The 22413-nt window shown below is 72.9% G+C and carries 24 protein-coding genes and 1 riboswitch; of the genes, 18 read left to right on the top strand and 6 right to left on the bottom strand.

Annotated features, from left to right (window positions below):
* Window positions 1-57 precede the first annotated feature (57 nt).
* The 3 genes from ACGFT2_RS00675 (at window position 58) to ACGFT2_RS00665 (ending at window position 2057) form a co-directional block, all read left to right on the top strand.
* On the top strand, window positions 58-693 hold the full coding sequence (locus tag ACGFT2_RS00675) for an ATP-dependent Clp protease proteolytic subunit (RefSeq protein WP_393272028.1): 636 nt from the start codon (window positions 58-60) through the stop codon (window positions 691-693).
* A 7-nt stretch (window positions 694-700) separates the two neighbouring features.
* Window positions 701-1009, top strand: a complete 309-nt coding sequence (locus ACGFT2_RS00670; RefSeq protein ID WP_393272027.1) for a hypothetical protein — start codon at window positions 701-703, stop codon at window positions 1007-1009.
* A 339-nt stretch (window positions 1010-1348) separates the two neighbouring features.
* Window positions 1349-1580: riboswitch (cyclic di-AMP (ydaO/yuaA leader) on the top strand.
* 3 nt (window positions 1581-1583) lie between these two features.
* Window positions 1584-2057, top strand: a complete 474-nt coding sequence (locus ACGFT2_RS00665) for a C40 family peptidase (protein WP_393272025.1) — start codon at window positions 1584-1586, stop codon at window positions 2055-2057.
* Window positions 2058-2229: 172 nt separating this feature from the next.
* On the opposite strand, the gene ACGFT2_RS00660 is transcribed toward ACGFT2_RS00665, so the two are convergent.
* Window positions 2230-2688 (bottom strand): ATP-binding protein, encoded by a 459-nt coding sequence (locus ACGFT2_RS00660; protein ID WP_393272024.1) that lies wholly within the window; start codon window positions 2686-2688, stop codon window positions 2230-2232.
* Window positions 2689-2900: 212 nt separating this feature from the next.
* Between ACGFT2_RS00660 and ACGFT2_RS00655 the strand changes: the two genes are divergently transcribed.
* Both ACGFT2_RS00655 and ACGFT2_RS00650 read left to right on the top strand, forming a co-directional pair.
* The gene (locus tag ACGFT2_RS00655; protein WP_393272023.1) at window positions 2901-3761 is read left to right on the top strand and encodes a helix-turn-helix domain-containing protein; all 861 of its coding nucleotides are present in this window, start codon (window positions 2901-2903) and stop codon (window positions 3759-3761) included.
* 9 nt (window positions 3762-3770) lie between these two features.
* Window positions 3771-3995: a DUF397 domain-containing protein gene (locus ACGFT2_RS00650; protein WP_393272021.1), complete on the top strand. Its 225-nt coding sequence runs from the start codon at window positions 3771-3773 to the stop codon at window positions 3993-3995.
* A gap of 102 nt (window positions 3996-4097) precedes the next feature.
* Here the strand turns inward: ACGFT2_RS00650 and ACGFT2_RS00645 are convergent, their stop codons facing one another.
* Window positions 4098-5225, bottom strand: a complete 1128-nt coding sequence (locus ACGFT2_RS00645; RefSeq protein ID WP_393272019.1) for an 8-amino-7-oxononanoate synthase — start codon at window positions 5223-5225, stop codon at window positions 4098-4100.
* A gap of 147 nt (window positions 5226-5372) precedes the next feature.
* On the opposite strand from ACGFT2_RS00645, the gene bioB reads away from it, so the two are divergent.
* The 4 genes from bioB (at window position 5373) to ACGFT2_RS00625 (ending at window position 9713) form a co-directional block, all read left to right on the top strand.
* Complete coding sequence (gene bioB, locus ACGFT2_RS00640) at window positions 5373-6698, top strand: biotin synthase BioB (RefSeq protein ID WP_393272017.1); 1326 nt, start codon at window positions 5373-5375, stop codon at window positions 6696-6698.
* Window positions 6691-7980: an adenosylmethionine--8-amino-7-oxononanoate transaminase gene (locus tag ACGFT2_RS00635; RefSeq protein WP_393272016.1), complete on the top strand. Its 1290-nt coding sequence runs from the start codon at window positions 6691-6693 to the stop codon at window positions 7978-7980. The genes bioB and ACGFT2_RS00635 overlap by 8 nt, the downstream gene beginning before the upstream one ends.
* Window position 7981: 1 nt before the next feature.
* Window positions 7982-8698 (top strand): dethiobiotin synthase, encoded by a 717-nt coding sequence (bioD, locus tag ACGFT2_RS00630; RefSeq protein ID WP_393272014.1) that lies wholly within the window; start codon window positions 7982-7984, stop codon window positions 8696-8698.
* 322 nt (window positions 8699-9020) lie between these two features.
* A complete protein-coding gene (locus tag ACGFT2_RS00625) occupies window positions 9021-9713 on the top strand; it encodes a class I SAM-dependent methyltransferase (protein ID WP_393272012.1) in 693 nt (230 codons plus the stop codon).
* Here the strand turns inward: ACGFT2_RS00625 and ACGFT2_RS00620 are convergent, their stop codons facing one another.
* Both ACGFT2_RS00620 and ACGFT2_RS00615 read right to left on the bottom strand, forming a co-directional pair.
* On the bottom strand, window positions 9714-10088 hold the full coding sequence (locus ACGFT2_RS00620) for a fic family toxin-antitoxin system, toxin component (RefSeq protein WP_393272010.1): 375 nt from the start codon (window positions 10086-10088) through the stop codon (window positions 9714-9716). It lies immediately after the preceding gene.
* 4 nt (window positions 10089-10092) lie between these two features.
* Entirely contained in the window at window positions 10093-10335 is a 243-nt protein-coding gene (locus ACGFT2_RS00615; protein ID WP_393272009.1) for a toxin-antitoxin system HicB family antitoxin, read from the bottom strand.
* A 177-nt stretch (window positions 10336-10512) separates the two neighbouring features.
* On the opposite strand from ACGFT2_RS00615, the gene ACGFT2_RS00610 reads away from it, so the two are divergent.
* The 9 genes from ACGFT2_RS00610 (at window position 10513) to mug (ending at window position 21062) form a co-directional block, all read left to right on the top strand.
* Window positions 10513-11325, top strand: a complete 813-nt coding sequence (locus tag ACGFT2_RS00610) for an ABC transporter ATP-binding protein (protein WP_393272007.1) — start codon at window positions 10513-10515, stop codon at window positions 11323-11325.
* A gap of 4 nt (window positions 11326-11329) precedes the next feature.
* Window positions 11330-13900 carry an ABC transporter permease gene (locus ACGFT2_RS00605; protein ID WP_393272005.1) on the top strand — a complete coding sequence of 857 codons (2571 nt, stop codon included), beginning with the start codon at window positions 11330-11332 and terminating at the stop codon, window positions 13898-13900.
* Between the two features lie 239 nt (window positions 13901-14139).
* Window positions 14140-15024: an LLM class F420-dependent oxidoreductase gene (locus ACGFT2_RS00600; protein WP_393272004.1), complete on the top strand. Its 885-nt coding sequence runs from the start codon at window positions 14140-14142 to the stop codon at window positions 15022-15024.
* Window positions 15025-15069: 45 nt separating this feature from the next.
* A complete protein-coding gene (locus ACGFT2_RS00595; protein ID WP_393272002.1) occupies window positions 15070-15495 on the top strand; it encodes a GNAT family N-acetyltransferase in 426 nt (141 codons plus the stop codon).
* 150 nt (window positions 15496-15645) lie between these two features.
* Complete coding sequence (locus ACGFT2_RS00590; RefSeq protein ID WP_393272001.1) at window positions 15646-16989, top strand: hemolysin family protein; 1344 nt, start codon at window positions 15646-15648, stop codon at window positions 16987-16989.
* Complete coding sequence (locus ACGFT2_RS00585; protein WP_393271999.1) at window positions 16986-18005, top strand: hemolysin family protein; 1020 nt, start codon at window positions 16986-16988, stop codon at window positions 18003-18005. Before ACGFT2_RS00590 ends, ACGFT2_RS00585 begins: the two co-directional genes overlap by 4 nt.
* A 142-nt stretch (window positions 18006-18147) precedes the next feature.
* The gene (locus ACGFT2_RS00580) at window positions 18148-18936 is read left to right on the top strand and encodes an SGNH/GDSL hydrolase family protein (protein ID WP_393271997.1); all 789 of its coding nucleotides are present in this window, start codon (window positions 18148-18150) and stop codon (window positions 18934-18936) included.
* 123 nt (window positions 18937-19059) lie between these two features.
* Entirely contained in the window at window positions 19060-20502 is a 1443-nt protein-coding gene (gene purB, locus ACGFT2_RS00575; protein ID WP_393271995.1) for an adenylosuccinate lyase, read from the top strand.
* Window positions 20503-20573: 71 nt separating this feature from the next.
* Window positions 20574-21062 (top strand): G/U mismatch-specific DNA glycosylase, encoded by a 489-nt coding sequence (mug, locus tag ACGFT2_RS00570; RefSeq protein WP_393271993.1) that lies wholly within the window; start codon window positions 20574-20576, stop codon window positions 21060-21062.
* A 151-nt stretch (window positions 21063-21213) separates the two neighbouring features.
* On the opposite strand, the gene ACGFT2_RS00565 is transcribed toward mug, so the two are convergent.
* Together ACGFT2_RS00565 and ACGFT2_RS00560 are read right to left on the bottom strand one after the other, a co-directional pair.
* The gene (locus ACGFT2_RS00565; protein WP_393271991.1) at window positions 21214-21654 is read right to left on the bottom strand and encodes a hypothetical protein; all 441 of its coding nucleotides are present in this window, start codon (window positions 21652-21654) and stop codon (window positions 21214-21216) included.
* Between the two features lie 41 nt (window positions 21655-21695).
* Window positions 21696-22412, bottom strand: coding sequence for an ABC transporter permease (locus ACGFT2_RS00560; protein WP_393271989.1), 717 nt, complete (start codon window positions 22410-22412; stop codon window positions 21696-21698).
* Window position 22413: the final 1 nt, after the last annotated feature.

Here is a 22413-nt window from a genome sequence, read left to right as displayed (position 1 = left end):
ACATTTTTTACAGAAGCCGGGGCCCAGGGGGGCCTCGCCGCGAGAAGGGGTGTGTCCATGTCCCGACCGTTCGCCCGTCATGTCCTGCCGGAGTTCACCGAGCGCACCGGGACGGGGGCGCGCACGCTCGATCCGTACGGCAGGCTCTTCGAGGACCGGATCGTCTTCCTCGGGACGCCGGTCGACGAGGCCGCGGCGAACGACCTAGCGGCGCAGTTCATGTACCTCGAACACACGGCCCCGGACCGGGACATCACGCTGTACGTCAATTCCCCCGGCGGCTCCTTCAGCGCCCTGACGGCGGTCTACGACACGATGCGGTACGTCGGCTGCGACGTGGCGACCTACTGCCTGGGACAGGCCGTGTCCGTCGCCGCGGTGCTGCTCGCGGCCGGCACCCCGGGCAAGCGGTTCGCCCTGCCGGGGGCGCGGATGGTGCTCGAACAGCCGGCACTGCCGGAGCCGGTGCGTGGTCAGCCCAGCGACCTGGCGATCCAGGCCGAGGAGCTGGCCCGCACCCGCGACCTGACCGAGCGGATGCTCGTACGGCACACGGGGCGCACGGCGGAGCAGGTCCACCGGGACCTGGAGCGGGTCCTGGTCCTGGACGCGCCCGGCGCGCTGGCCTACGGCCTGGTGGACGGCATCGTGCCCAGCCGCCGGTCGGCGCCCGGCGCTCCGGCTGCGGGGTGAGCGCGGAATGCTGCCGCCGGAGCTGCCGCCCCTGCCCGCGCTGACCCGCGCGGAGGGCGAGTTGATCGACCGTTACCTCGAGGCGGTCGACCTGCTGGGCCGGATCAACCCGGCGCGGCGCGGGGACACCTACCGCGGGCTGCGTGCCGCGCAGGCGCTGGTGCGCAAGGCGGCCGAGTTGCGCGACGCGCTCGCACTGATGCATCAGCGGGGCGAGACGGAGCTGCACGGGGACACGCTGGCACGGGCCTTGCTGGTGCTGGACGGTGAGCGCCGCACCGCGCGCGTCGCGCTCCCGCCCGGCGGCGCCGGCTGAGCGGGACGCAGCTCCGGGCCGACGGGTTCCCCGCGTCGGCGTGTCGTTCGGGCCGAAGTTGAAACGGCCCGAACGACGTACCGCCGACCGGGGTACATCCGAGTGCTTCCACGAGCCTCCCGAGTTGCGCGCGCGACCGGTCCGCGCTTCGCCGGAAGATGCTCCGCCCCAGGTCAGAGGCTACGTACGGGACTTGACGATCCCTCGAACACAGCCCTGTCCACCCGAACGGGTGAGTGGTGAGTAACGCCACAAACACACGGTTCCGTTGGGATTTTCGGACAACTGTGAGCCAAGATCCCTGTCTGACGACAAGCCCCCGCCACCGCGGCGGGGCGGTCCGGGCGGACGCCGAGTCCTGCCGCCGCCCGGATGACCGGTCGACAGGAGTGGATCGGCAGGAGTGGAGGACCCGAGCAAGACGGGTCGCCGGAACAGATGTTCGTCTGCACGTCGCAGACGGCCGGACGTTCCGAGCAGCCCTTGGGGTGAAGCCGTGGCAACGCGGCCGGGCTACTTCGCCAGCCCGAATCCGACAGGTCATCCTTCACAGGCGGCTGACGAAGGGTTGCGCATGACTGCGCTCAATCGTGTCCCGTCGCTGATGGCCCGGGCCGGCACGGCCTCGGCACTCACCCTCGCCGCCGTGGGCGGCTCGATCGTGGTTCCGGGCCTCGCCACAGACGCCTCGGCCGCGACCATGGCGACGAAGGCACTGAGGGTCGCCGCGTCCAAGAAGGGCGCCCCGTACCGGTACGGGGCCACCGGGCCGCGCAGGTTCGACTGCTCGGGGCTGACGCTCTACTCGTTCAAGAAGGCGGGCAAGAAGCTGCCGCGCACCGCCGCACAGCAGTACAACAAGACCCACCACATCTCTTCCAGGAGCCGCAGGGCGGGCGACCTGGTCTTCTTCCATTCGGGATCCAGCGTCTACCACGTCGGCATCTACGCCGGCCACGGCAAGATCTGGCACGCCCCCAGGACCGGTGACGTGGTGCGGTTGCAGAAGATCTGGACCAGGAGCGTCTGGTACGGCCGGGTCAGCTGACCCGGCACCGGGCGGGAGCGGCTCCGGCGGCCGGGCCGCTCCCCGCTGCGCCGCCGGCGCAGCCCCGGTGGCCGCCCTGCGCCCTGGGGCGGCCCGGGGCGGTGTGCGTCACCGGCGTGCGCCGCGGTTGCGCCCGCCGACGCCCGGCCCCGCGGACCGTGCGCGTCGCCGGCTACGGCTTCCGCTGCCCCACCGCCGTGACCGGTGTGAGCGGGATCGTCCAGGGCAGTTCGATGAGGACCGTCTTGCCGCCCTCGCGGGTGGGCCGGATCCGGAGCCTGCCGCCGCACTCCGCCGTGAGACAGCGGATGATGACCATGCCGCGCCCGTTGTCCTGCTGGACGGCGGCGGGCAGTCTCTTGGGGAAGCGGGGATGACTGTCCGTGACACCGATGCGCAGGTTCTCGTCACGGTCGAGCGCGATGTCGACCGTGAAGGTGGGTGACTGCCCGAAGGTGTGCTGTACGGCGTTCGTGGCGAGTTCGGAGACGATGAGCCGCACGGTGTCCGCGGCTTCGGTGTCCGACGGCAGGCCCCACTCCGCGAGGGTCCCCACGACGTAGGTGCGGGCTGCGGAGACCGAGGCGGGATCGCTCGGCAGAGTGACGGATGCTTCCAGATGGTCTGCCATGGCGACGTCGTCCCTTTCCCACGGGACCGCAGTCCGACGAGGAGCGGATGGTTCGAGTACGGTCCCGGACTGGTGCTTCGCCGTCAGACTGCCATCACCGGCCGGTCACGGGGAGCGATCCACCAAGATATGCATATATCTGTCGCTCGAAGCGGTGAACCCTGCGACGCGAGACCCTATTTGGGCGGCCCCGAGCGAGTAAGGAGGAGCCCATGCAGAACGGGCCGGCCGTACGCCGTCGCAAACTGGGCGCCGAACTGCGCACGCTGCGTACCCGCGCCGGGCTCACCAGCGGCGAGGCGGCCCACCTGGTCGGCTGGCACCAGTCGAAGGTGAGCCGCATCGAGACCGGCGCCAGCGGGGTGAAACCGGCCGATCTGCGCTTACTTCTGGACGCCTACGAGGTGCGCGACCGGCACCTGCGCGACTTGCTGCTGATGCTGGCGGGGTCCGAGGACACCGGTGGCCACAACCGCTGGTGGCACGCCTACCGCGGAGTGCTGCCTCCCACCTACCGGGACTACATCAGCCTGGAGTCGCAGGCGAGCGCGATGCGCACCGTGGAGACCACGGTCGTGCCCGGACTGCTGCAGACCGCCGAGTACGCCCGCGCGGTGACCCGGGCTGCGGTGAACGACCTGGCGGAGGACCGCCTCGACGTGCTGGTGGAAGTGCGCCTTGCCAGGCAGGACGTGCTGCGGTCGCAGCAGCCGCTGAGGCTGTGCGCCGTGCTCGACGAGGCGGTGCTGCGGCGCGAGGTCGGCGGTCCCGAGGTGATGGCCCGGCAGCTGGAGCGCCTGTGCGAGGCCGCCCGGCTGCCCCAGGTGCGGCTCCAGATCCTGCCCTTCAGGGCCGGAGCGCACGTCGGCCTGACCGGACCTTTCGTTATCTTCTCGTTTCCGAGCACTTCTGATCTGGACGTAGTTGTTCTCGACCAGTTGACGAGTAGCCTCTACCTGGAGCGGAAAGAAGACCTGATGGCCTACTCGGAGGCCTTCGACACCCTTCAGGCACACGCTCTTTCACCCGAGGACTCGTTGGACTACATCGCCGGGATAGGTGCCGGCGCGTAAGGAGGCACCATGTCAGCTCTGCCTCGGAACGTCCCCGTCAGTACCGACCTGCACGACGTGCCATGGCTGCGCAGCAGTTACAGCACGGGAGCCAACAACTGCGTGGAGACGGGCCGGCCGCACGCCGGGCCCTCGGCCGGACTGCTCGCCGTGCGCGACTCGAAGGACCCGGCCGGACCCGCGCTGCTCTTCTCCCCCGAGAGCTGGGCGGGATTCGTGACCGCGCTGCGGTGACCACGCTCCGCGTCCGGCCGGCCGGTCCCCGCTGATCGGACCGGGACCGATCTCATCTTCCATCCGTCGTTCCCGCGCGATGCACGGCCGTGTCACGCCGACTCATGGTCGCGTCTCGCCGATCACACGTACAGCGCGTTCGATCTCGGCCCCGGAGAGGTCCGCACGGGCGGTCAGCCTCAGTCGTGAGATGCCGTCGGGCACGGAGGGAGGGCGGAAGCAGCCCACGGCCAGCCCTGCCGTTCGGCAGTCGGCCGCCCAGCGCACGGCCTGCTCCGGGGACGGAGCCCGTACGGAGACCACCGCGGCGTCCGGACGTACCGCCTCCAGGCCCGCGGCGGTCAGCCGTGCGTGCAGTTCCGCGGCCACCTCACGGGCCCGCGCCGCCCGCCGCGGTTCACGCTGGAGAAGCCGCAGCGCTGCCAGCGCGGCCCCGGCCGCCGCCGGCGCCAGGCCCGTGTCGAAGATGAACGTCCGGGCGGCGTTGACGAGATGGTCGATCACCCGGGCCGGCCCGAGCACGACCCCGCCCTGGCTGCCCAGCGACTTCGACAGGGTGGCCGTGACGACCACGTCGTCGGCGCCCGCGAGCCCGGCCGCGTACGGCGCGCCCCGGCCGCCGTCGCCCAGCACACCGAGACCGTGGGCGTCGTCCACGACCAGGCCGGCGCCGTGTTCCCGGCACGCCTCGGCCAGGGCGGCCAGCGGCGCCCGGTCGCCGTCGACCGAGAAGACGGTGTCGGAGACGACGATCGCCGCTCCCGCGTGCGTGGCCAGGGCCTTGCGGGCGGCCTCCGGGTCGGCGTGCCCGACGACCTGGGTGGCGCCCCGGGCGAGCCGGCAGCCGTCGATGAGCGAGGCGTGGTTGCCCGCGTCGGAGACGATCAGGGAGCCGTGCGGACCGAGCGTGGTCACCGCCGCCAGGTTGGCGGCGTAGCCGGAGGAGAAGACCAGCGCGGCCTCGAAGCCGCAGAAGGCGGCCAGCTCGCGCTCCAGCCCGCAGTGCAGTTCGGTGGTGCCGGTGACCAGGCGGGAGCCGGTGGAGCCGCCGCCCCAGGTCCGGGCGGCCCTGGCCGCCCCCTCGACGACCTCCGGGTGGTGGGCGAGGCCCAGGTAGTCGTTGCTCGCCAGATCCAGCAGGGGCGAGTCGGCGGGCCGCGGGCGCAGGGTGCGGACAAGTCCGGCGCGGCGGCGCGCCTCGGCCTGCTCGTCGATCCAGCCGAACGCCATGGGTCCTCCGGTGCTTTTGTAGGTAGCGGACAGACCCTAGCGGCACGACCCGCCACCCAGGGTGTGGCGATACCCACACGGCGAACGGTCTCTGTTGTGCGATCTCTCCTTGGCCCAGAGCCGTCCCGTAGGACAGGATCGGGCCTCATGGACCTGCTGAACACGCTGGTGGACAAGGGGCTTCGGCGCGAGCTGCCGACCCGCGAGGAAGCGCTCGCCGTGCTGGCCACCTCCGACGACGACCTGCTCGAAGTGGTGGCCGCGGCCGGAAAGCTGCGCCGGCACTGGTTCGGGCGACGGGTGAAACTCAACTATCTGGTCAACCTCAAGTCCGGCCTGTGCCCCGAGGACTGCTCCTACTGCTCCCAGCGGCTCGGTTCCAAGGCCGACATCCTGAAGTACACCTGGCTCAAGCCGGACCAGGCCTCCGAGGCGGCCGCCGCCGGCCTGGCCGGAGGCGCCAAGCGCGTGTGCCTGGTGGCCAGCGGACGCGGCCCGACCGACCGGGACGTGGACCGGGTCTCGCAGACCATCAAGGCGATCAAGGACCAGAACGAGGGTGTCGAGGTGTGCGCCTGCCTCGGTCTGCTCTCCGACGGGCAGGCCGAGCGGCTGCGCGAGGCCGGCGCGGACGCCTACAACCACAACCTGAACACCTCGGAGTCCACGTACGGGGACATCACCACCACCCACACGTACGCCGATCGGGTGGACACGGTGCACAAGGCGCACGCGGCCGGGCTGTCCGCCTGCTCCGGGCTGATCGCGGGCATGGGCGAGAGCGACGAGGACCTGGTCGACGTCGTCTTCTCGCTGCGCGAGCTGGATCCGGACTCCGTTCCGGTGAACTTCCTCATCCCGTTCGAGGGCACCCCGCTGGCCAAGGAGTGGAACCTCTCCCCGCAGCGCTGCCTGCGCATCCTCGCGATGGTCCGCTTCGTCTGCCCCGACGTCGAGGTCCGCATCGCGGGCGGCCGCGAGGTCCACCTGCGCAGCATGCAGCCGCTTGCCCTGCACCTGGCCAACTCCATCTTCCTCGGCGACTACCTGACCAGCGAGGGCCAGGCCGGCAAGGCGGACCTCGAGATGATCGCGGACGCCGGGTTCGAGGTGGAGGGCGCCGACCAGGTGACGCTGCCGCAGCACCGGGCCGAGGCGCGGGGCGGGTGCGGATCGCACGAGAGCGCAGGCTGCGGGTCGCACGCGGGCGGAGGCTGCGAGTCGCACGAGGACGCGGGCTGCGGGTCGCACGAGGGCGGCGTCTGCGGTACGGCGAGCGTTCCCGTGGCCGCGGACGCGGTGGGCGCCGCCGGCCCGGTGGGCGCTGCCGTGGCGGCCGACGCGGTGAGTGCGGCCACGACCGCCGAGGCGGCCGCCGAGGCCGCGTCCGTGCCGGCGGCCGGTGAGCCGCGCACCGACCTCGTCGCCGTCCGCCGCCGTGGCGCCGGAACGGACCTGGCGCCCAATGCCTGACCTGCCCCACCTGAGCGTGCCCGAGCTGCTGGAGCTGGACCGACGGCACGTCTGGCATCCCTACGGCCCGATGCCCGGACGCGCCGAACCGCTCGTCGTCGAGTCGGCGAGCGGGGTCCGGCTGCGGCTCGCGGACGGCTCGGGCGAGCTGATCGACGGGATGTCGTCGTGGTGGTCGGCCATCCACGGCTACAACCACCCGGTCCTGAACGAGGCCGCGCGCGAGCAGCTGGGCCGGATGAGCCACGTGATGTTCGGCGGTCTCACGCACCAGCCCGCCGTACGGCTCGCGAAGCTCCTTGTCGACATGTCGCCCGAAGGCCTGGAGCATGTCTTCCTTGCCGACTCGGGGTCGGTGTCGGTCGAGGTCGCCGTGAAGATGTGCCTGCAGTACTGGCGTTCGCTCGGCCGGCCGGCCAAGCAGCGGCTGCTGACCTGGCGCGGCGGCTATCACGGCGACACCTGGCAGCCGATGTCGGTGTGCGACCCCGAGGGCGGGATGCACGACCTGTGGTCCGGCGTCCTTCCGCGCCAGGTGTTCGCGGACGCGCCGCCGGCCCGGTACGAGGAGTCGTACGCCGAGCATCTGCGCGAGCTGATCGCGCGGCACGCCGACGAACTGGCCGCGGTGATCGTGGAGCCGGTGGTGCAGGGCGCGGGCGGCATGCGCTTCCACTCCCCCGGCTACCTGCGGGTGCTGCGCGAGGCGTGCGACGCGCACGACGTGCTGTTGGTGTTCGACGAGATCGCCACCGGCTTCGGCCGCACCGGCGCCCTGTTCGCGGCGGACCACGCGGCCGTCACGCCCGACGTCATGTGCGTGGGCAAGGCGCTGACCGGCGGCTACCTCACGATGGCGGCCACCTTGTGCACCGCCCGGGTCGCCGACGGCATCTCGCGGGGCGAGCTGCCGGTGCTCGCGCACGGCCCGACGTTCATGGGCAACCCGCTGGCGGCGGCGGTGGCCTGTGCCTCCCTCGGCCTGCTGCTGGACCAGGACTGGCACTCGCAGGTCAAACGGATCGAGGCCGGCCTGCGCGAGGGGCTGGCACCGGCCGCGGAGCTGCCCGGGGTGCGGGACGTCCGCGTGCTGGGCGCGATCGGGGTCGTCCAGCTCGACCACGAGGTCGACATGACGGCCGCGACCCGGGCGGCCGTGCGGGCGGGCGTGTGGCTGCGCCCCTTCCGCGACCTGATCTACACGATGCCGCCGTACATCACCTCGGACGAGGACGTGACACGGATCGCGGGCGCGGTGTGCGCCGCGGCGCGGGAGGGATGAGATGCCGGTACTGGTGATCACGGGGACGGGCACGGAGGTCGGCAAGACCGTCACCACCGCGGCCGTCGCCGCGGCGGCCCTCGCGGCCGGGCGCTCGGTGGCCGTGCTGAAGGCCGCCCAGACGGGTGTGCGGCCGGACGAGCGCGGGGACGCCGACGAGGTGGCCCGGCTCGCGGGGCCGGTCACGGCCGCCGAACTGGCCCGCTTCCCCGAACCGTTGGCGCCGGGCACGGCGGCCCGGCGGGCGGGGATGGCTCCGGTGCGCCCGCACGAGGTGGCCGACCGGGCCGCCAAGCTGGCCACCGAGCACGATCTGGTGCTGGTGGAGGGGGCGGGCGGGCTGCTCGTCCGGTTCGACGCCGAGGGCGGCACCCTGGCCGACGCGGCCCGGCTGCTGAGCGCGCCGGTGCTCGTCGTGGCTCCGGCCGGCCTTGGCACGCTGAACAGCACCGAACTGACGGCCCGCGAACTGCGCCGACGGGAGCTGGAGTTGGCCGGTGTGGTGATCGGCAGCTGGCCCGGTTCCCCCGACCTCGCGGCCCGTTGCAACGTGGCGGACCTGCCGGAGGTGGCCGGCGCCCCCCTGCTCGGCGCACTGCCTGCCGGAGCGGGCGCCCTCGCCCCGGCGGACTTCCGCACGGCCGCGCCGCAATGGCTGGCACCACGGCTGGACGGCACGTGGGACGCGCCGGCCTTTCACCGCCGAGTGGCCGGCTAGCCCGCTCCTCGCGGCGCCGGGCCGCCGGTTCGGCAGCCCGGCGGCCCGCTTCACCCGTTCGCGGGCGTACGGCGAGACATCCGCCGGACGGTGCCCGTGCGGGTGGACGACCGGTGCGCACCGATCGACGACCGGTGCGCACCGGCGACGCAGCGGTGCGGCACCGCGGTTTCGGGGAGACCGGCCGGCGTACGGGTGACCGCCGGCAGCCGGGCGGGGGGCGGGGTCCGAGGGCTCTCGGTGCGGGAGCCGTCCGGTGGGGGGTGCGCCGGGGCCTGCCGGGGGACACTCTTTCCAGGACCGTCCCGCTCCGGAGGTTGCCATGCGGCTGTCGTCCACGGGTTCCGGCAAGGTGGCACGGGGTCCCGTGTACCACCCGCTGTTCGCCCGCTACTACGCCCGGCTGAGCGTCGGCGCGGAGACCCGGCTGGGCATGGCCGGGATGCGCGAGCGGCTGCTCGCCGGGCTGTCCGGGCGGGTGATCGAGATCGGCGCGGGCAACGGCCTCAACTTCGGGCACTATCCGGGCACCGTCGCGGAAGTGGTCGCGATCGAACCGGAGTCGCACCTGAGGCGGCTGGCGCTGGAGTCCGCGCTGCGTGCCCAAGTGCCCGTGGACGTGGTGCCGGGTGCTGCGGAGGCGCTGCCCGTCAAGAGCGAGGCCTTCGACGCGGCCGTGTTGTCGCTGGTGCTGTGCAGCGTGCGGGACGTGGGGCGGGCGCTGGGCGAGGTGCGGCGGGTGCTCCGGCCGGGCGGCGAGGTGCGGTTCTTCGAGCACGGGCGGGGCGGCGGCCGGATGATGACGCTGACCCAGCTCACTTTGGACCGCACCGTGTGGCCCGTGCTGAACGGCGGCTGTCATCTGTCCCGGGAGCCGGTCGCCGCCCTGCGCCGGGCCGGGTTCCGCCTCGGCCCGCACCGGCGGGTGTCGCTGCCGGAGAAGGGCCCGGCGCTGCCGACGTCGTACTGCGCGCTCGGTGTCGCCTGGCGACCGGACGAGCCGGACGCCCACTGATCACGCGCTCCAGCGGCGCAGTTCCCGCGCGATGTCGTCCACGCTCGCCGCGCCGTCCTTGACCAGCCGGGCGAGGTCGCGGACCTGCTCGGGGGTGGTGGCCACCTTCTCGCCGCCGGCGACCAGGTAGCCGTAGGCGACCGCCGAGGCGAACAGCGCGTTGGCGCGCTCCAGCGCCGGCACGTGGATGAGCAGCTGGAGCAGCGCGGCGGCTCGGGCGTGCGGGCTGTCGTAGACGGGCACGCCGAATATCTCCGCCCGGTGCCGGGCGACGGCGGCGACCAGCGCGCCCCAGTCGGTGACCTGCGGGTCCCCGGGCGTCTGCTGTTCGGCGAGCATGAGCAGCCAGGCGAGGTCGATGCCGAGTTCGTCCAACGGATCAGCGGTGGCCGTCGCCGGTATCGGCGCCCCGGGATTCGGCGAACTCCTCGGCGAACACCGACTCGTACTGCTTCATGAAGTCCGCGGCCGCCTCGACGAACGTACGGCCGGTCTCCCCGGTGTCCTGTCTGACCAGTTCCTCGATGTAGCGGTTGACGCTCATCCCGCGGGCCACGGCGCGTTCGCGGGCCGCGCGGGCGGTGCCCTCGTCCACGCGCACGTTCAGCTGGGTCTTCGCCATGTTTCGACGCTAGCGCCGGGACGCTAGCGACGGCAAGGGCTCCGGGCCGGCCGCCTGCGACGGCCAGGGGACGGGAAACCGACACCCCGGCCCCGCGGGATTCCGGCTGTGGCACCGGTCACACTAGGCTCGGCCCGGACCAAGGAGTCGGGATCTCTAGGCGACCTGGAGGCGGTCTTGTCCACACCAGCTCCGGAACACTTCCCGGGCCGTGCGCCGGACGCCGGTGCCGCGGCCCGCGCCCGCGCGCTGACCAAGGCCTACGGATCCGGCGAGACGGCCGTCCTCGCCCTGGACTCGGTGGACGTGGACATCGCGCGGGGCCGGTTCACCGCCGTGATGGGCCCCTCGGGATCCGGCAAGTCCACGCTGATGCACTGCCTGGCGGGCCTGGACAGCGTGTCGGCCGGTCAGGTGTGGCTGGGCGGGACCGAGATCACGGGTCTGCGGGAGCGGGAGCTGACGCGGCTGCGGCGGGACCGGATCGGGTTCATGTTCCAGTCGTTCAACCTCATCCCGACACTGACCGCCGCCGAGAACATCACCCTGCCGATGGACATCGCGGGCCGCGGAGCCGATGCCGAGTGGCTGGACCGGGTCATCGACCGCCTCGGACTGCGCGGGCGACTGTCGCACCGGCCCGCGCAGCTCTCCGGCGGTCAGCAGCAGCGCGTCGCCTGCGCGCGGGCGCTGGCCTCCCGGCCCGAACTGATCTTCGCCGACGAGCCGACCGGCAACCTCGATTCACGGGCCGGACTGGAGGTGCTCGGCTTCCTGCGCGACGCCGTGGACGAACTCGGCCAGACCGTCGTCATGGTCACCCACGACCCGGGCGCCGCCGCCCACTCCGACCTGGTGCTGTTCCTCGCCGACGGGCGGATCGTGGACGAGATGGAACGGCCGACGGCGGATGCCGTGCTGGAACGCATGAAACGTTTCGACGTGGTCCGCGGCCGGCTCGGCGACGACGTCACCGTCCGAGGGGACTGATCCGGTGCTCAAGGCGACCCTGCGGAGTTTCCTCGCGCACAAGGGCCGACTGGCCCTGTCCGCGCTGGCCGTGATCCTGTCCGTGGCGTTCGTCTCGGGCAGCCTGATCTTCTCCGACACCGTCACCAGGACCTTCGACCGGCTCTTCGCCTCCACGGCCGCCGATGTGACGGTGCAGCCGAAACAGCAGGACCTGCGGTCGGCCCGGCTGAGCGGTTCGGTGCCGACCCTGCCCGCCGCGCTGCGGGAGCGCGTGGCGAAGGTCGACGGGGTCGCGGCGGCCAGGGCCGAGGTGTCCGTGCAGAACGCCGTCGTGGTCGACGCCGGCCACAGGTCCGTCGGCCCGACCACCGGCGCCCCGACCATCGCGACGGCCTGGCACGTCACGCGCCGGAGCCCGGTCGAGCTCACCTCGGGCCATGCGCCGCGCGGGGCCGGTGAGGCGCTGCTCGACGCCGACACGGCCCGTAGGAAGCACGTCCGGATCGGCGACACGCTGACCGTGCAGGCGCAGCCGGGCACCTTCGAGGTCCGGGTCGTCGGCGTCGCCACGTTCACCACGACCAACCCGGGCTCCGCCCTGCTCTACCTGGACCCGGCGGTGGCCGGCCGGGAACTGCTCGGCTCCGCCGCCGAGGCGACCTCCGTCTCGGTGGACGCGGTGAAGGGCGTGAGCGACGCGGAACTCGAGCGCCGCGTCCGCGCGGCGCTCGGCACCCGTGCCTACGATCTGAAGACCGCCGACGAGAAGGCCAAGTCGGCCGCGGCCGGTCTCGGCACGTTCCTCGACGTGGTCAAGTACGTGATGCTGGGCTTCGCCGGCGTCGCGTTGCTCGTGGGGGTGTTCCTCATCGTCAACACCTTCTCCATGCTCATCGCGCAGCGCACCCGGGAGCTGGGCCTGCTGCGGGCGCTCGGCGCGGACCGGCGGCAGGTACGGCGCTCGGTGCTCACGGAGGCGCTGCTGCTGGGGCTGGTCGGCGCCACGCTCGGCCTCGCGGCCGGGATCGGGCTGGCCCTCGGGCTGATCCGGCTGATGAGCGCGTTCGGGATGAATCTGAAGGCGACGGAGATGGTCATCGGCTGGGGTACGCCCGTCGCGGCCTACGTCGTCGGCCTCGGCGTCACGTTCGTGGCCGCCTATCTGCCCGCTCGGCGCGCGGCGGCCGTGTCGCCGATGGCCGCGCTCGCCGACGCCGAAGTGGTGGGCGTGGGCAAGCCGCTGAGGACGCGGGCCGTCGCGGGGACGGTGGTCGGGGCGGTGGGTGCGGCCGCGCTGGCCGGGTGCGCCGCGGCCACGAGGACCGCCCAGGCGGCCGCGCTGCTGGGGCTCGGCGTGGTGCTGACCCTGATCGCGGCGGTGGTCGCCGGCCCGCTGCTGGTACGGCCGGTGATCCGGGTGCTCGGTGCCGCCTTTCCCGCGCTGTTCGGCCCGGTCGGCCGGATGAGCCGGCGCAACGCCCTGCGCAATCCCCGCCGTACGGGCGCCACGGCCGCCGCGCTGATGGTGGGTCTCGCCCTGGTCGGTGGGATGTCGGTGGCGAGCGCCTCGATGTCCGCGTCGTTCGACCGGCAGATCGACGAGAACCTCGGCGCCGACTTCCTCGTCCAGAACGCGAACTTCGCCCCGTACACCCGGGAGGTGCACAAGGTGGTGGCCGGGGTGCCCGGTGTGGGGCTCGTCGTACGGCAGCGGCTCACCCAGGTCGTCGTCGGGCTGCCGGACGGCGACCGGGTCCGGACGTCCGCCACCGCGTACGGGCCGGGGCTCGACGACGTCGTGCACCTCACCTACGCGCAGGGCGGTTCGGCCGCCGCGCTGGCCGGTGACCGCCTGGCCATGGACGCCGGTTTCGCCAGGAACCACGGCGTACACGTCGGCAGCGTCCTCCCGGTCGAGTTCCCGGGCGGCCGGCGCGCCGAGCTGACCCTCGCGGCGCTGACCGACCAGGACACGGCGGAGGGGTTCGGCACCCAGGGCGGTCTCTTCGTCGGTCTCACCACCCTGGAGAGGTACGTGCCCCGTGCACAGGACTCGGTGCTCTACGTCAACGCGGCGGCGGGCACGGAGCCGCGGGACCTGCGGCCCCGGCTGGAGCGGGCGCTGAAGCCGTTCCCGCAGGTGCAGGTGCGCAACCAGACCGACTACAAGCGGCTGGTCCACGACCAGATCGCCGTGCTCCTCTACCTCGTGTACGCGCTGCTCGGGCTGGCGATCGTGATCGCCGTGCTCGGCGTGGTCAACACCCTCGCGCTGTCGGTGGTGGAGCGCACCCGGGAGATCGGCCTGCTGCGCGCGATCGGGCTGGGACGACGGCAGTTGCGCCGGATGATCCGGCTGGAGTCGGTGGTGATCGCGGTCTTCGGCGCGGTCCTGGGGCTGGCGCTGGGCCTCGTGTGGGGTGTCTGCATGCAGCAGGTGCTGGCCCTGCGCGGCCTGCGGGCGCTCGCGATCCCCTGGGGCACGATCGTCGCGGTGGTGATCGGCTCGGCGGTGGTGGGCATCGTGGCGGCCCTGCTCCCGGCCCTGCGGGCGTCCCGGATGAACGTGCTGGCCGCGATCGCCCACGAGTGACGGCACCCTCCGACCCGGACCACCCGGACCACCCGGACTACCCGGACTACCCGGACCACCCGGACCACCCGGGTCACGCGGGACACGCGGACGACCTGGACGACCTGGATGATTTGGACGACCTGGACGAAGGGAATCGCGGCCATCGCCCACGAGTGACGGCGCCGTCCGCCGGGCGTACGGCGGACGTGATGGAATCTCGGGACGAGGCTCAAGTCACGTACTGCCGAGGAGACTTCATGTCGCGTCCGTTCCGCTTCGGGGTCAACCTGCTCACGCCCGCGCCCGCCGGCGAGTGGCGCGCGAAGTGCCGTCGGGCCGAGGAGCTGGGCTACGACGTGATCCTGGTGCCCGATCACCTCGGGATGGTCGCCCCGTTCCCGGCCCTGGTCGCGGCGGCCGGGGCGACGCAGCGGCCGCGGCTCGGCACGTTCGTGCTCAACACGGGCTTCTGGAATCCGGCGCTGCTGGCGCGTGAGGTGGCGACCACGGACGCTCTGACGGCAGGGCGCCTCGAACTCGGCCTCGGCACCGGATACGTCGAGGCCGAGCACGTGGCGGCCGGGCTGCCCTTCGGCTCACCGGGTGAGCGCGTGGACCGGCTGCGCCGCACGGTCGGCGAGCTGGACCGGCTGCTGGGCCCGGCCGGCCCCGAGCCCCGGCCCGCCCAGCCGCGGGTGCCGCTGCTGATCGGGGCCAACGGCGACCGGATGCTGCGCCTGACCGCCGAGCACGCGGACATCGCGGCCTTCACGGGGGCCCGGCCGGGGCGCACGCCCGGCGCGCTGGAGCCGCTGACCGCCGAGGAGCTGGACGAGCGGGTGGCCCGCTACCGGCACCTTGCGGCGGACCGCGCGACGGACGCCGAGCTGAACCTGCTGATCCAGCTCGTGGCCGTCACCGACGACCCCGAGCCTGTGCTCGAACCGCTGCTGAAGCGGCAGTCGCTGACCCTGGCGCAGGCGCTGTCCCTGCCCATCGTGCTGGTCGGGCCGCTGGAGGACGTCGTCGCGAAGGTGCGGGCGCAGCGCGAGCGGTTCGGGTTCTCCTACCTGACCGTGCTGGAGCCCGCCATGGAGGCGTTCGCGCCGGTGATGCAGCGACTGCGCGAGGAGTCCGCATGATGGAATTCCGCCGTCCGGCCACCCCGCCCGTGGTCCGATGATCACATGACCGATGTGCGTATTCGCCCTGCCACCGCCGAGGACCTCGATGCCGTGCTCGCCTTCTGGCGGACGGCCGCCGAGGGCACGAGCATCAGCGACGACCGGGCCGGCGTGGAGCGGCTCGTCGCGCGCGACCCGGAGGCGCTGCTCCTCGCGGAGTCGGAGGGTGAACCGGTCGGCACGGTGATCGCGGGCTTCGACGGCTGGCGGTGTCATCTGTACCGGCTCGCGGTACATCCGCGGCGGCGGCGCCAGGGCATCGGTTCGGCACTGCTGGCCGCGGCCGAGGAGCGGTTCGCGCGGCTGGGCGGCCGGCGTGCGGACGCGATGGTGCTGGTGCGCAACGAGACCGCGCACCACGCCTGGCACGCCGCCGGATACGGGCCGCAGGAGCGGTGGCGGCGCTGGGTGAAGCCGCTCACCGACTGAGCCGACTCCAGCTTTGCTTATCCTTTACCATTGAGCGAGCACTCGGCCCTCTGTGAAAGGTTGTGAGCGTCCGCCGATGGGCGAGCCTCCTGGTCCACGACACCGCGCGTTTCCCCGCCCCCTGTCCGATCATGGGACGGGGGTGACCCGATGACCGAAGTGCTGCTCCTTCTCGTGGCGATCCTGCTCTCGCTCGCCTGCGGCGCCTTCGTGGCGGCGGAATTCTCGCTGACCACGGTCGAGCGCGGCGAGCTGGAGCGCGCCGCGCAGCGCGGCGAGCGCGGCGCGGCCGGGGCCCTGAAGGCCGTACGGAACCTGACCTTCCAGCTCTCCGGCGCCCAGCTGGGCATCACCGTCACCAACCTGGTGGTCGGCATGCTCGCCGAGCCGTCGATCGCCAAGCTGCTGTCCGCTCCCTTCACGGCGATGGGGCTGTCCCGGTCCACGGCCGGCTCGGTCGCCCTGGTGCTGGGTACGGCGCTGTCCACGGTGTTCCTGATGGTCGTCGGCGAGCTGGTGCCCAAGAACTGGGCGATCTCCTCGCCACTGGCCGTGGCGAAACGGGTGGGCAGCGCGCAGCGCTGGTTCAGCGCCGCCTTCCGGCCCTTCATCACGCACCTGAACAACACGGCCAACCACTTCGTGCGCCGGCTCGGCGTCGAACCGGCCGAGGAGCTGGCCTCCGCGCGTGGTCCGCAGGAGCTGGCCGCCCTCGCCCGGCACTCGGCGAAGCAGGGCGCACTGGAGGCGGACACCGCCGAGCTGTTCGTCCGGACGCTGAACCTGGCCGACCTCACGGCGGAGAACGTGATGACCCCGCGGGTCCAGGTCGTCGCCCTCGACGCCCAGGCCACCTGTGCGGACGTGGCCAACGCGACCCGGGCCACCGGGCTGTCGAGGTTCCCGGTCTACCAGGGCAGCCTGGACGCGGTGGTCGGCGTCGCCCACATCAAGGACGTGCTGGCGGTGCCCACCGATCAGCGGCGCCACCGCCGCGTCTCCCAGGTGATGCGCGAGCCGCTGCTGGTCCCCGAGTCGCTGACCGTCGACCGGCTGCTGGACCGGCTGGCCGGCAGGCGCACCATGGCCGTCGTCATCGACGAGTACGGCGGCACGGCCGGTGTGGCGACGCTGGAGGACATCGTCGAGGAGGTCGTCGGCGAGGTGCGGGACGAGCACGATCCGCACGAGACGCCCGATCTCGCCCCCGCCGGTGCGGACACCGAGGGCCGGGCCCTGTACTCGGCGGACGGCGCGGCCCGCACCGACCAGCTCGCGCGCGTGGGCCTGCGCGTGCCCGAGGGACCGTACGAGACGCTGGCCGGTCTGATCGCCACGGCGCTGGGCCGGATACCCGAGAACGGCGACACCGTCGAGGTCGCCGGCTGGCGGCTGGACGTGGTGGACGACTCCGGCCGCCGGGCGGCCCGGGTTCTGCTGCACGCGCCGCTCGACGACGACCAGGCCGACCGGACGTGGAAGGGGACGCGGTGACCGCCGTACAGCTCTTGATCGGACTGTCGACCCTCGTCGTCAACGCCTTCTTCGTGGGGGCCGAGTTCGCGTTGATCTCCGTGCGCCGGTCCCAGATCGAACCGCTCGCCCAGGAGGGTGACCGGCGCGCCAGGAGCGTGCTGTGGGGCCTGGAACACGTGTCGGCGCTGCTGGCCGCCGCGCAGCTCGGCATCACGCTGTGCACCCTGGTCCTCGGCGTGGTCGCCGAACCGGCGATCGCACACCTGCTGGAGCCCGTGTTCCACGCCGTCGGCGTGCCCGTGGGCGCCGGCCACGCCGTGTCCTTCGTCATCGCGCTGACCCTGGCGACCTATCTGCACATGCTGCTGGGGGAGATGGTCCCCAAGAACATCGCGCTCGCCGAGCCGGTGCGCAGCGCGCTGGTGCTCGGGCCGCCGCTGGTCGCCCTGTCGCGGACGCTGCGGCCGGTGATCTTCACGATCAACGCCTTCGCCAACGGGCTGCTGAAGCTGCTGCGCGTGGAGGCGAAGGGCGAGGTCGCGGCGACCTTCACGGACACCCAGCTCGCCGAGATCGTCAAGGACGCCAGCGAGGCGGGCCTGATCGACGACCGGGCCCAGGAGCGGCTGCACGACGCCCTGGAGCTGGGCAGCCGGCCGGTGCTGGACGTGGTGGTGCCCCTGGAGCGCGTCGTCTACGCGCGCGTGGGCGTCACCCCGGAGCAACTGGAGCGGCTGTCGGCCGACTCCGGCTTCTCCCGCTTCCCCGTGGTCGACGAGGGCCGGCGGATCGTGGGCTACCTGCACGTCAAGGACGCGCTGGACGCCTCACCGCGCGACGTGCCCTTCCAGCTGCGGGACATGCGGTCCATCCCGCGGGTGCGCGAGCGGACGCCGCTGGACGACGTGCTCACCGCCATGCGGCGCAGCCGTACCCACCTCGCGGCGGTCATCGGCGACGACGGACGGCTGGCCGGCCTCGTGACCATGGAGGACGTGCTGCGGGAGCTGTTCGGCCAGCCGGCACCGGGGTGATGCCGGGGCGGTTGCGGGCGGCTCCGGGGCGACCGAGCGAAGCCGCTGCGGGCGATTCCGGGGCGACCGGGCGAGGCGGTGGCGGGCGGTTCCCAGGGCGACCGACCGACGGGTATGGAGCCGGGATACCATCGCTGTCGCCATGCAGACGAACCCCATATCCCCCACCCACACCAGCCTGGTCGCGGTCGGCGACTCCTTCACCGAGGGCATGTCGGACCTGCTGCCCGACGGCACCTACCGGGGCTGGGCCGACCTGCTCGCCGCGCGGATGGCGGCCCGCGCCCCCGGCTTCCGGTACGCGAACCTCGCCGTGCGCGGAAAGCTGATCGGGCAGATCGTCGACGAGCAGGTGGACGTCGCGGCGGCCATGAACGCCGACGTCGTCACGCTGGTCGGCGGGCTGAACGACACGCTGCGCCCCAAGTGCGACATGGTCCGGGTACGGGATCTGCTGACCGAGGCCGTGGAGCGGCTGGCCCCCTCCTGCAAGCAGCTCGTGCTCATGCGCAGCCCGGGCCGGCAGGGACCGGTGCTGGAGCGGTTCCGGCCCCGCATGGAGGAGCTGTTCGTCTGCGTGGAGGAGCTGGCCGGCAAGCACGGCGCCCTCGTGGTGGACCTGTACGGGGCGCCCGCGCTGGCCGACCCGCGGCTGTGGGACGTGGACCGGCTGCACCTGACGGCGGACGGACACCGCCGGGTCGCCGAGGCGGTGTGGCAGGCGCTCGGGTACGAGGCCGAGGACACCGAGTGGCACGTGCCGATGGCGGCCACGCTCCCGCCGGGCTGGATGAGCCGGCGGGTGGCCGACGCGCGTTTCGCCCGGCAGTACCTGCTGCCGTGGATAGGCCGCCGGCTGACGGGCCGCTCCTCGGGCGACGGCCTGCCGGCCAAGCGGCCGGAGCTGCTGGCCTACGAGGATCCGGCGTAGCCTCTCGGGCACCCCGGCTGCCGGCCGACCCGGACGACGTCACGAGGTGACCGGGGTCTCGTAGCTTCCGCCGAACAACCCCATGGCGCCGGCCTGCACGAACCGCCAGTAGAATCTGGTCACGTGACTTCTGCGCCCGCCAAGCCCCGCATCCCGAACGTCCTCGCCGGACGCTACGCCTCCGCCGAGCTCGCCACGCTCTGGTCCCCCGAGCAGAAGGTGAAGCTCGAGCGGCAGCTCTGGCTCGCCGTGCTGAGGGCCCAGAAGGACCTCGGCATCGACGTGCCGCAGGAGGCGATCGCCGACTACGAGCGGGTCCTCGACACCGTGGACCTCGCCTCGATCGCCGAGCGCGAGAAGGTCACCCGGCACGACGTGAAGGCGCGGATCGAGGAGTTCAACGACCTCGCCGGGCACGAGCACGTGCACAAGGGCATGACCTCCCGTGACCTCACCGAGAACGTCGAGCAGCTGCAGATCCGGCTGTCGCTGGAGCTGGTGCGCGACCGTACGGTGGCCGTCCTGGCGCGCCTGGGCAAGCTGGCCGGCGAGTACGCCGAGCTGGTCATGGCCGGCCGCTCCCACAACGTGGCCGCCCAGGCCACCACCCTCGGCAAGCGTTTCGCGACCGCCGCCGACGAGCTGCTCGTCGCCCACGGACGCGTCGAGGAGCTGCTGAACCGCTACCCGCTGCGCGGCATCAAGGGCCCGGTCGGCACCGCGCAGGACATGCTCGACCTGCTGGGCGGTGACGCGGCCAAGCTCGCCGAGCTGGAGCACCGGATCGCCGGGCACCTGGGCTTCGCGCAGGCCTTCACCTCGGTCGGCCAGGTCTACCCCCGCTCGCTGGACTACGAGGTCGTCACCTCGCTGGTGCAGCTGGCGGCGGCACCGTCCTCGCTGGCCAAGACGATCCGGCTGATGGCCGGGCACGAGCTGGTCACCGAGGGCTTCAAGCCGGGCCAGGTCGGCTCCTCCGCGATGCCGCACAAGATGAACACCCGCTCCTGCGAGCGCGTCAACGGCCTCATGGTGATCCTGCGCGGCTACGCCTCGATGACCGGCGAGCTGGCCGGCGACCAGTGGAACGAGGGCGACGTGTCCTGCTCGGTGGTGCGCCGGGTCGCGCTGCCGGACGCGTTCTTCGCGCTGGACGGTCTGCTGGAGACGTTCCTGACGGTTCTCGACGAGTTCGGCGCCTTCCCGGCCGTCGTCGCCCGTGAGCTGGACCGCTACCTGCCGTTCCTGGCCACCACCAAGGTGCTGATGGGCGCCGTGCGAGCCGGGGTCGGCCGCGAGGTCGCGCACGAGGCGATCAAGGAGAACGCCGTCGCCACCGCGCTCGCCATGCGCGAGCAGGGTGCCGAGCGCAACGACCTGCTCGACAAGCTCGCCGCGGACGCGCGCCTGCCGCTCGACCGGGAGCAGCTGGCCGCGCTCATGGCGGACAAGCTGTCCTTCACCGGCGCCGCCGCCGACCAGGTCGCCCTCGTCGTCGGCCGGATCGAGGAGATCGCCAAGCAGCACCCTGAGGCCGCCGGCTACACCCCCGGGGCGATCCTCTGACCGGCGCACCCCGCGCTCCCCGCCTCACCAGGGCGGACCTGGAGGCCGCCCGCGACCGTCTCGTCCCAGACGTGGTCGCGGACGGTCTCCAGGTGCTCTTCTGCGGTATCAACCCCGGACTGATGTCAGCGGCGACGGGCCACCACTTCGCCCGCCCCGGCAACCGGTTCTGGCCGGTGCTGCACCTGTCCGGCTTCACGCCGCGGCTGCTGCGACCGGCCGAGCAGGCGGAGCTGCCGTCGTACGGGCTGGGCATCACGAACGTCGTGGCGCGGGCGTCCGCCCGGGCGGACGAGCTGAGTGCCGAGGAGTACGTCGAGGGCGGGCGGCTGCTGGCCGAGAAGGTGACGCGGCTGGGCCCGCGGTGGCTGGCCGTGGTCGGTGTGACCGCGTACCGGGCCGCCTTCGGTGACCGCGACGCCCGGGTCGGGCCGCAGCAGCGGACCTTCGGGGACACCCGGGTGTGGGTGCTGCCCAACCCCAGCGGCCTGAACGCCCACTGGACTACGGCGACGATGGCGGAGGAGTTCGCCCGCCTGCGGGTGGCGGCACAGGCCTGAGGCCGCGCCCGGCCGCGAGTGGCGGGGCTGGGCCGCGCCCGGCCGCGAGTGGCGTGGGCTGGGGCCCTGTACGGCCGCGAGTGGTGTGGCCTGGGCCGCGCCCGGCCGCGAGTGGCGTGGGCTGGGGTCCTGCACGGCTGTGGTCGGCCGGTCAGATCGGGTCCGTCTCCGTGATCACCGCCAGCAGCTGGAGCGGCACTTCCTCGCCCCACCGGGACACGCCGAGGGCGACCCAGCGCTCCGTCTCCGGCGCCCGCCACAGGTGGACGTCCGGAACATGACCGCTCAGCCCGGCCCACGGCTCCGCCCCCTGCTCGCCCCCGACCGTCCGCTCCAGGACGCTGTACAGGCTGAAGTACCGGGGTGGGCCCCAGCGCTCGGTGAGCCGCTCCACCAGCGCGTCCCGCTCGGCCTCGTACTGCGCCTCGGCCTCCTCCCGCCCGGCGCCGTCGGCCTCCGGGTGGTCGCCGCTCTGCAACGCGGCTATCAGATATCCCGGCCCGCCGGAGCCGACGTCCGTCCTGCCGTGCTCGGCCGGGAAACCCCGGGCGCACAGCCGGTCGATGACAGCGAGGTGGTCGGCGATGTCCATGGGATCCAGTAAAGCGGGCCCCACTGACAATTGGCGGTCCGTCAGGCGTCCCTGCGATGCACGGCCCACGCTCCGGTGAGCAGGGCCGCCGCGGTCCACACCGCGGTCACCGCGAGTCCGCTCCAGGGGCCCAGAGAGCCGTCCGGGCTGCTGTGCAGGGCCACTTGGCCGGCCCGGTCGGGCAGCAGGTCGGCGACCCCGCCGGACACGTCGCCGATCACGAAGGACGCGATGAGCAGGAACGGGATCAGAACGGACAGGGTGGCCACCCCGCTGCGCAGCACGGCCGTGAGCCCCGCGGCGAACAGGGCCATCAGCGTCAGATGCAGCCCGCAGCCGACCACACCGCGCAGCCCCTCGGCCCAGGCCGGCCCGGAGGTCCCGAGGGCCGCCTCACCGACCAGCAGCGTCAGCAGGCCGGTGAGCAGGCCCACCGCCAGCGCGGGCAGGGCGATCGCCGTCAGCTTCGCCGCGAACCAGCGTCCGCGGTCGGGTACGGCCGCCAAGGTCAGCCGCAGCGCGCCGCCCCGGAACTCGGACGACACGGCCGCCGTACCGAAGGCGACGGCGGCCACCTGCCCGAAGCTGATGCCGGAGAACACCGCGAACAGCGGGTCGGACGCGTCGTTCTCCGCCATGGAGGGGGCGAGCGTGGCGAAGGCGGCGGTGGCCGACGCCATCGCGGCCAGGGCGCCCAGCAGCGAGCGCAGGGTACGGATCTTGATCCACTCCGCGTGGAGCACGGGTGCGAAGGACATG

It is taken from the genome of Streptomyces sp. NPDC048514, assembly GCF_043199955.1.
Classification (GTDB): Bacteria; Actinomycetota; Actinomycetes; order Streptomycetales; family Streptomycetaceae; genus Streptomyces.
The sequence above is the reverse complement of the archived record's forward strand: the minus strand, read 5'-3'. Positions and strand labels throughout refer to the sequence as shown.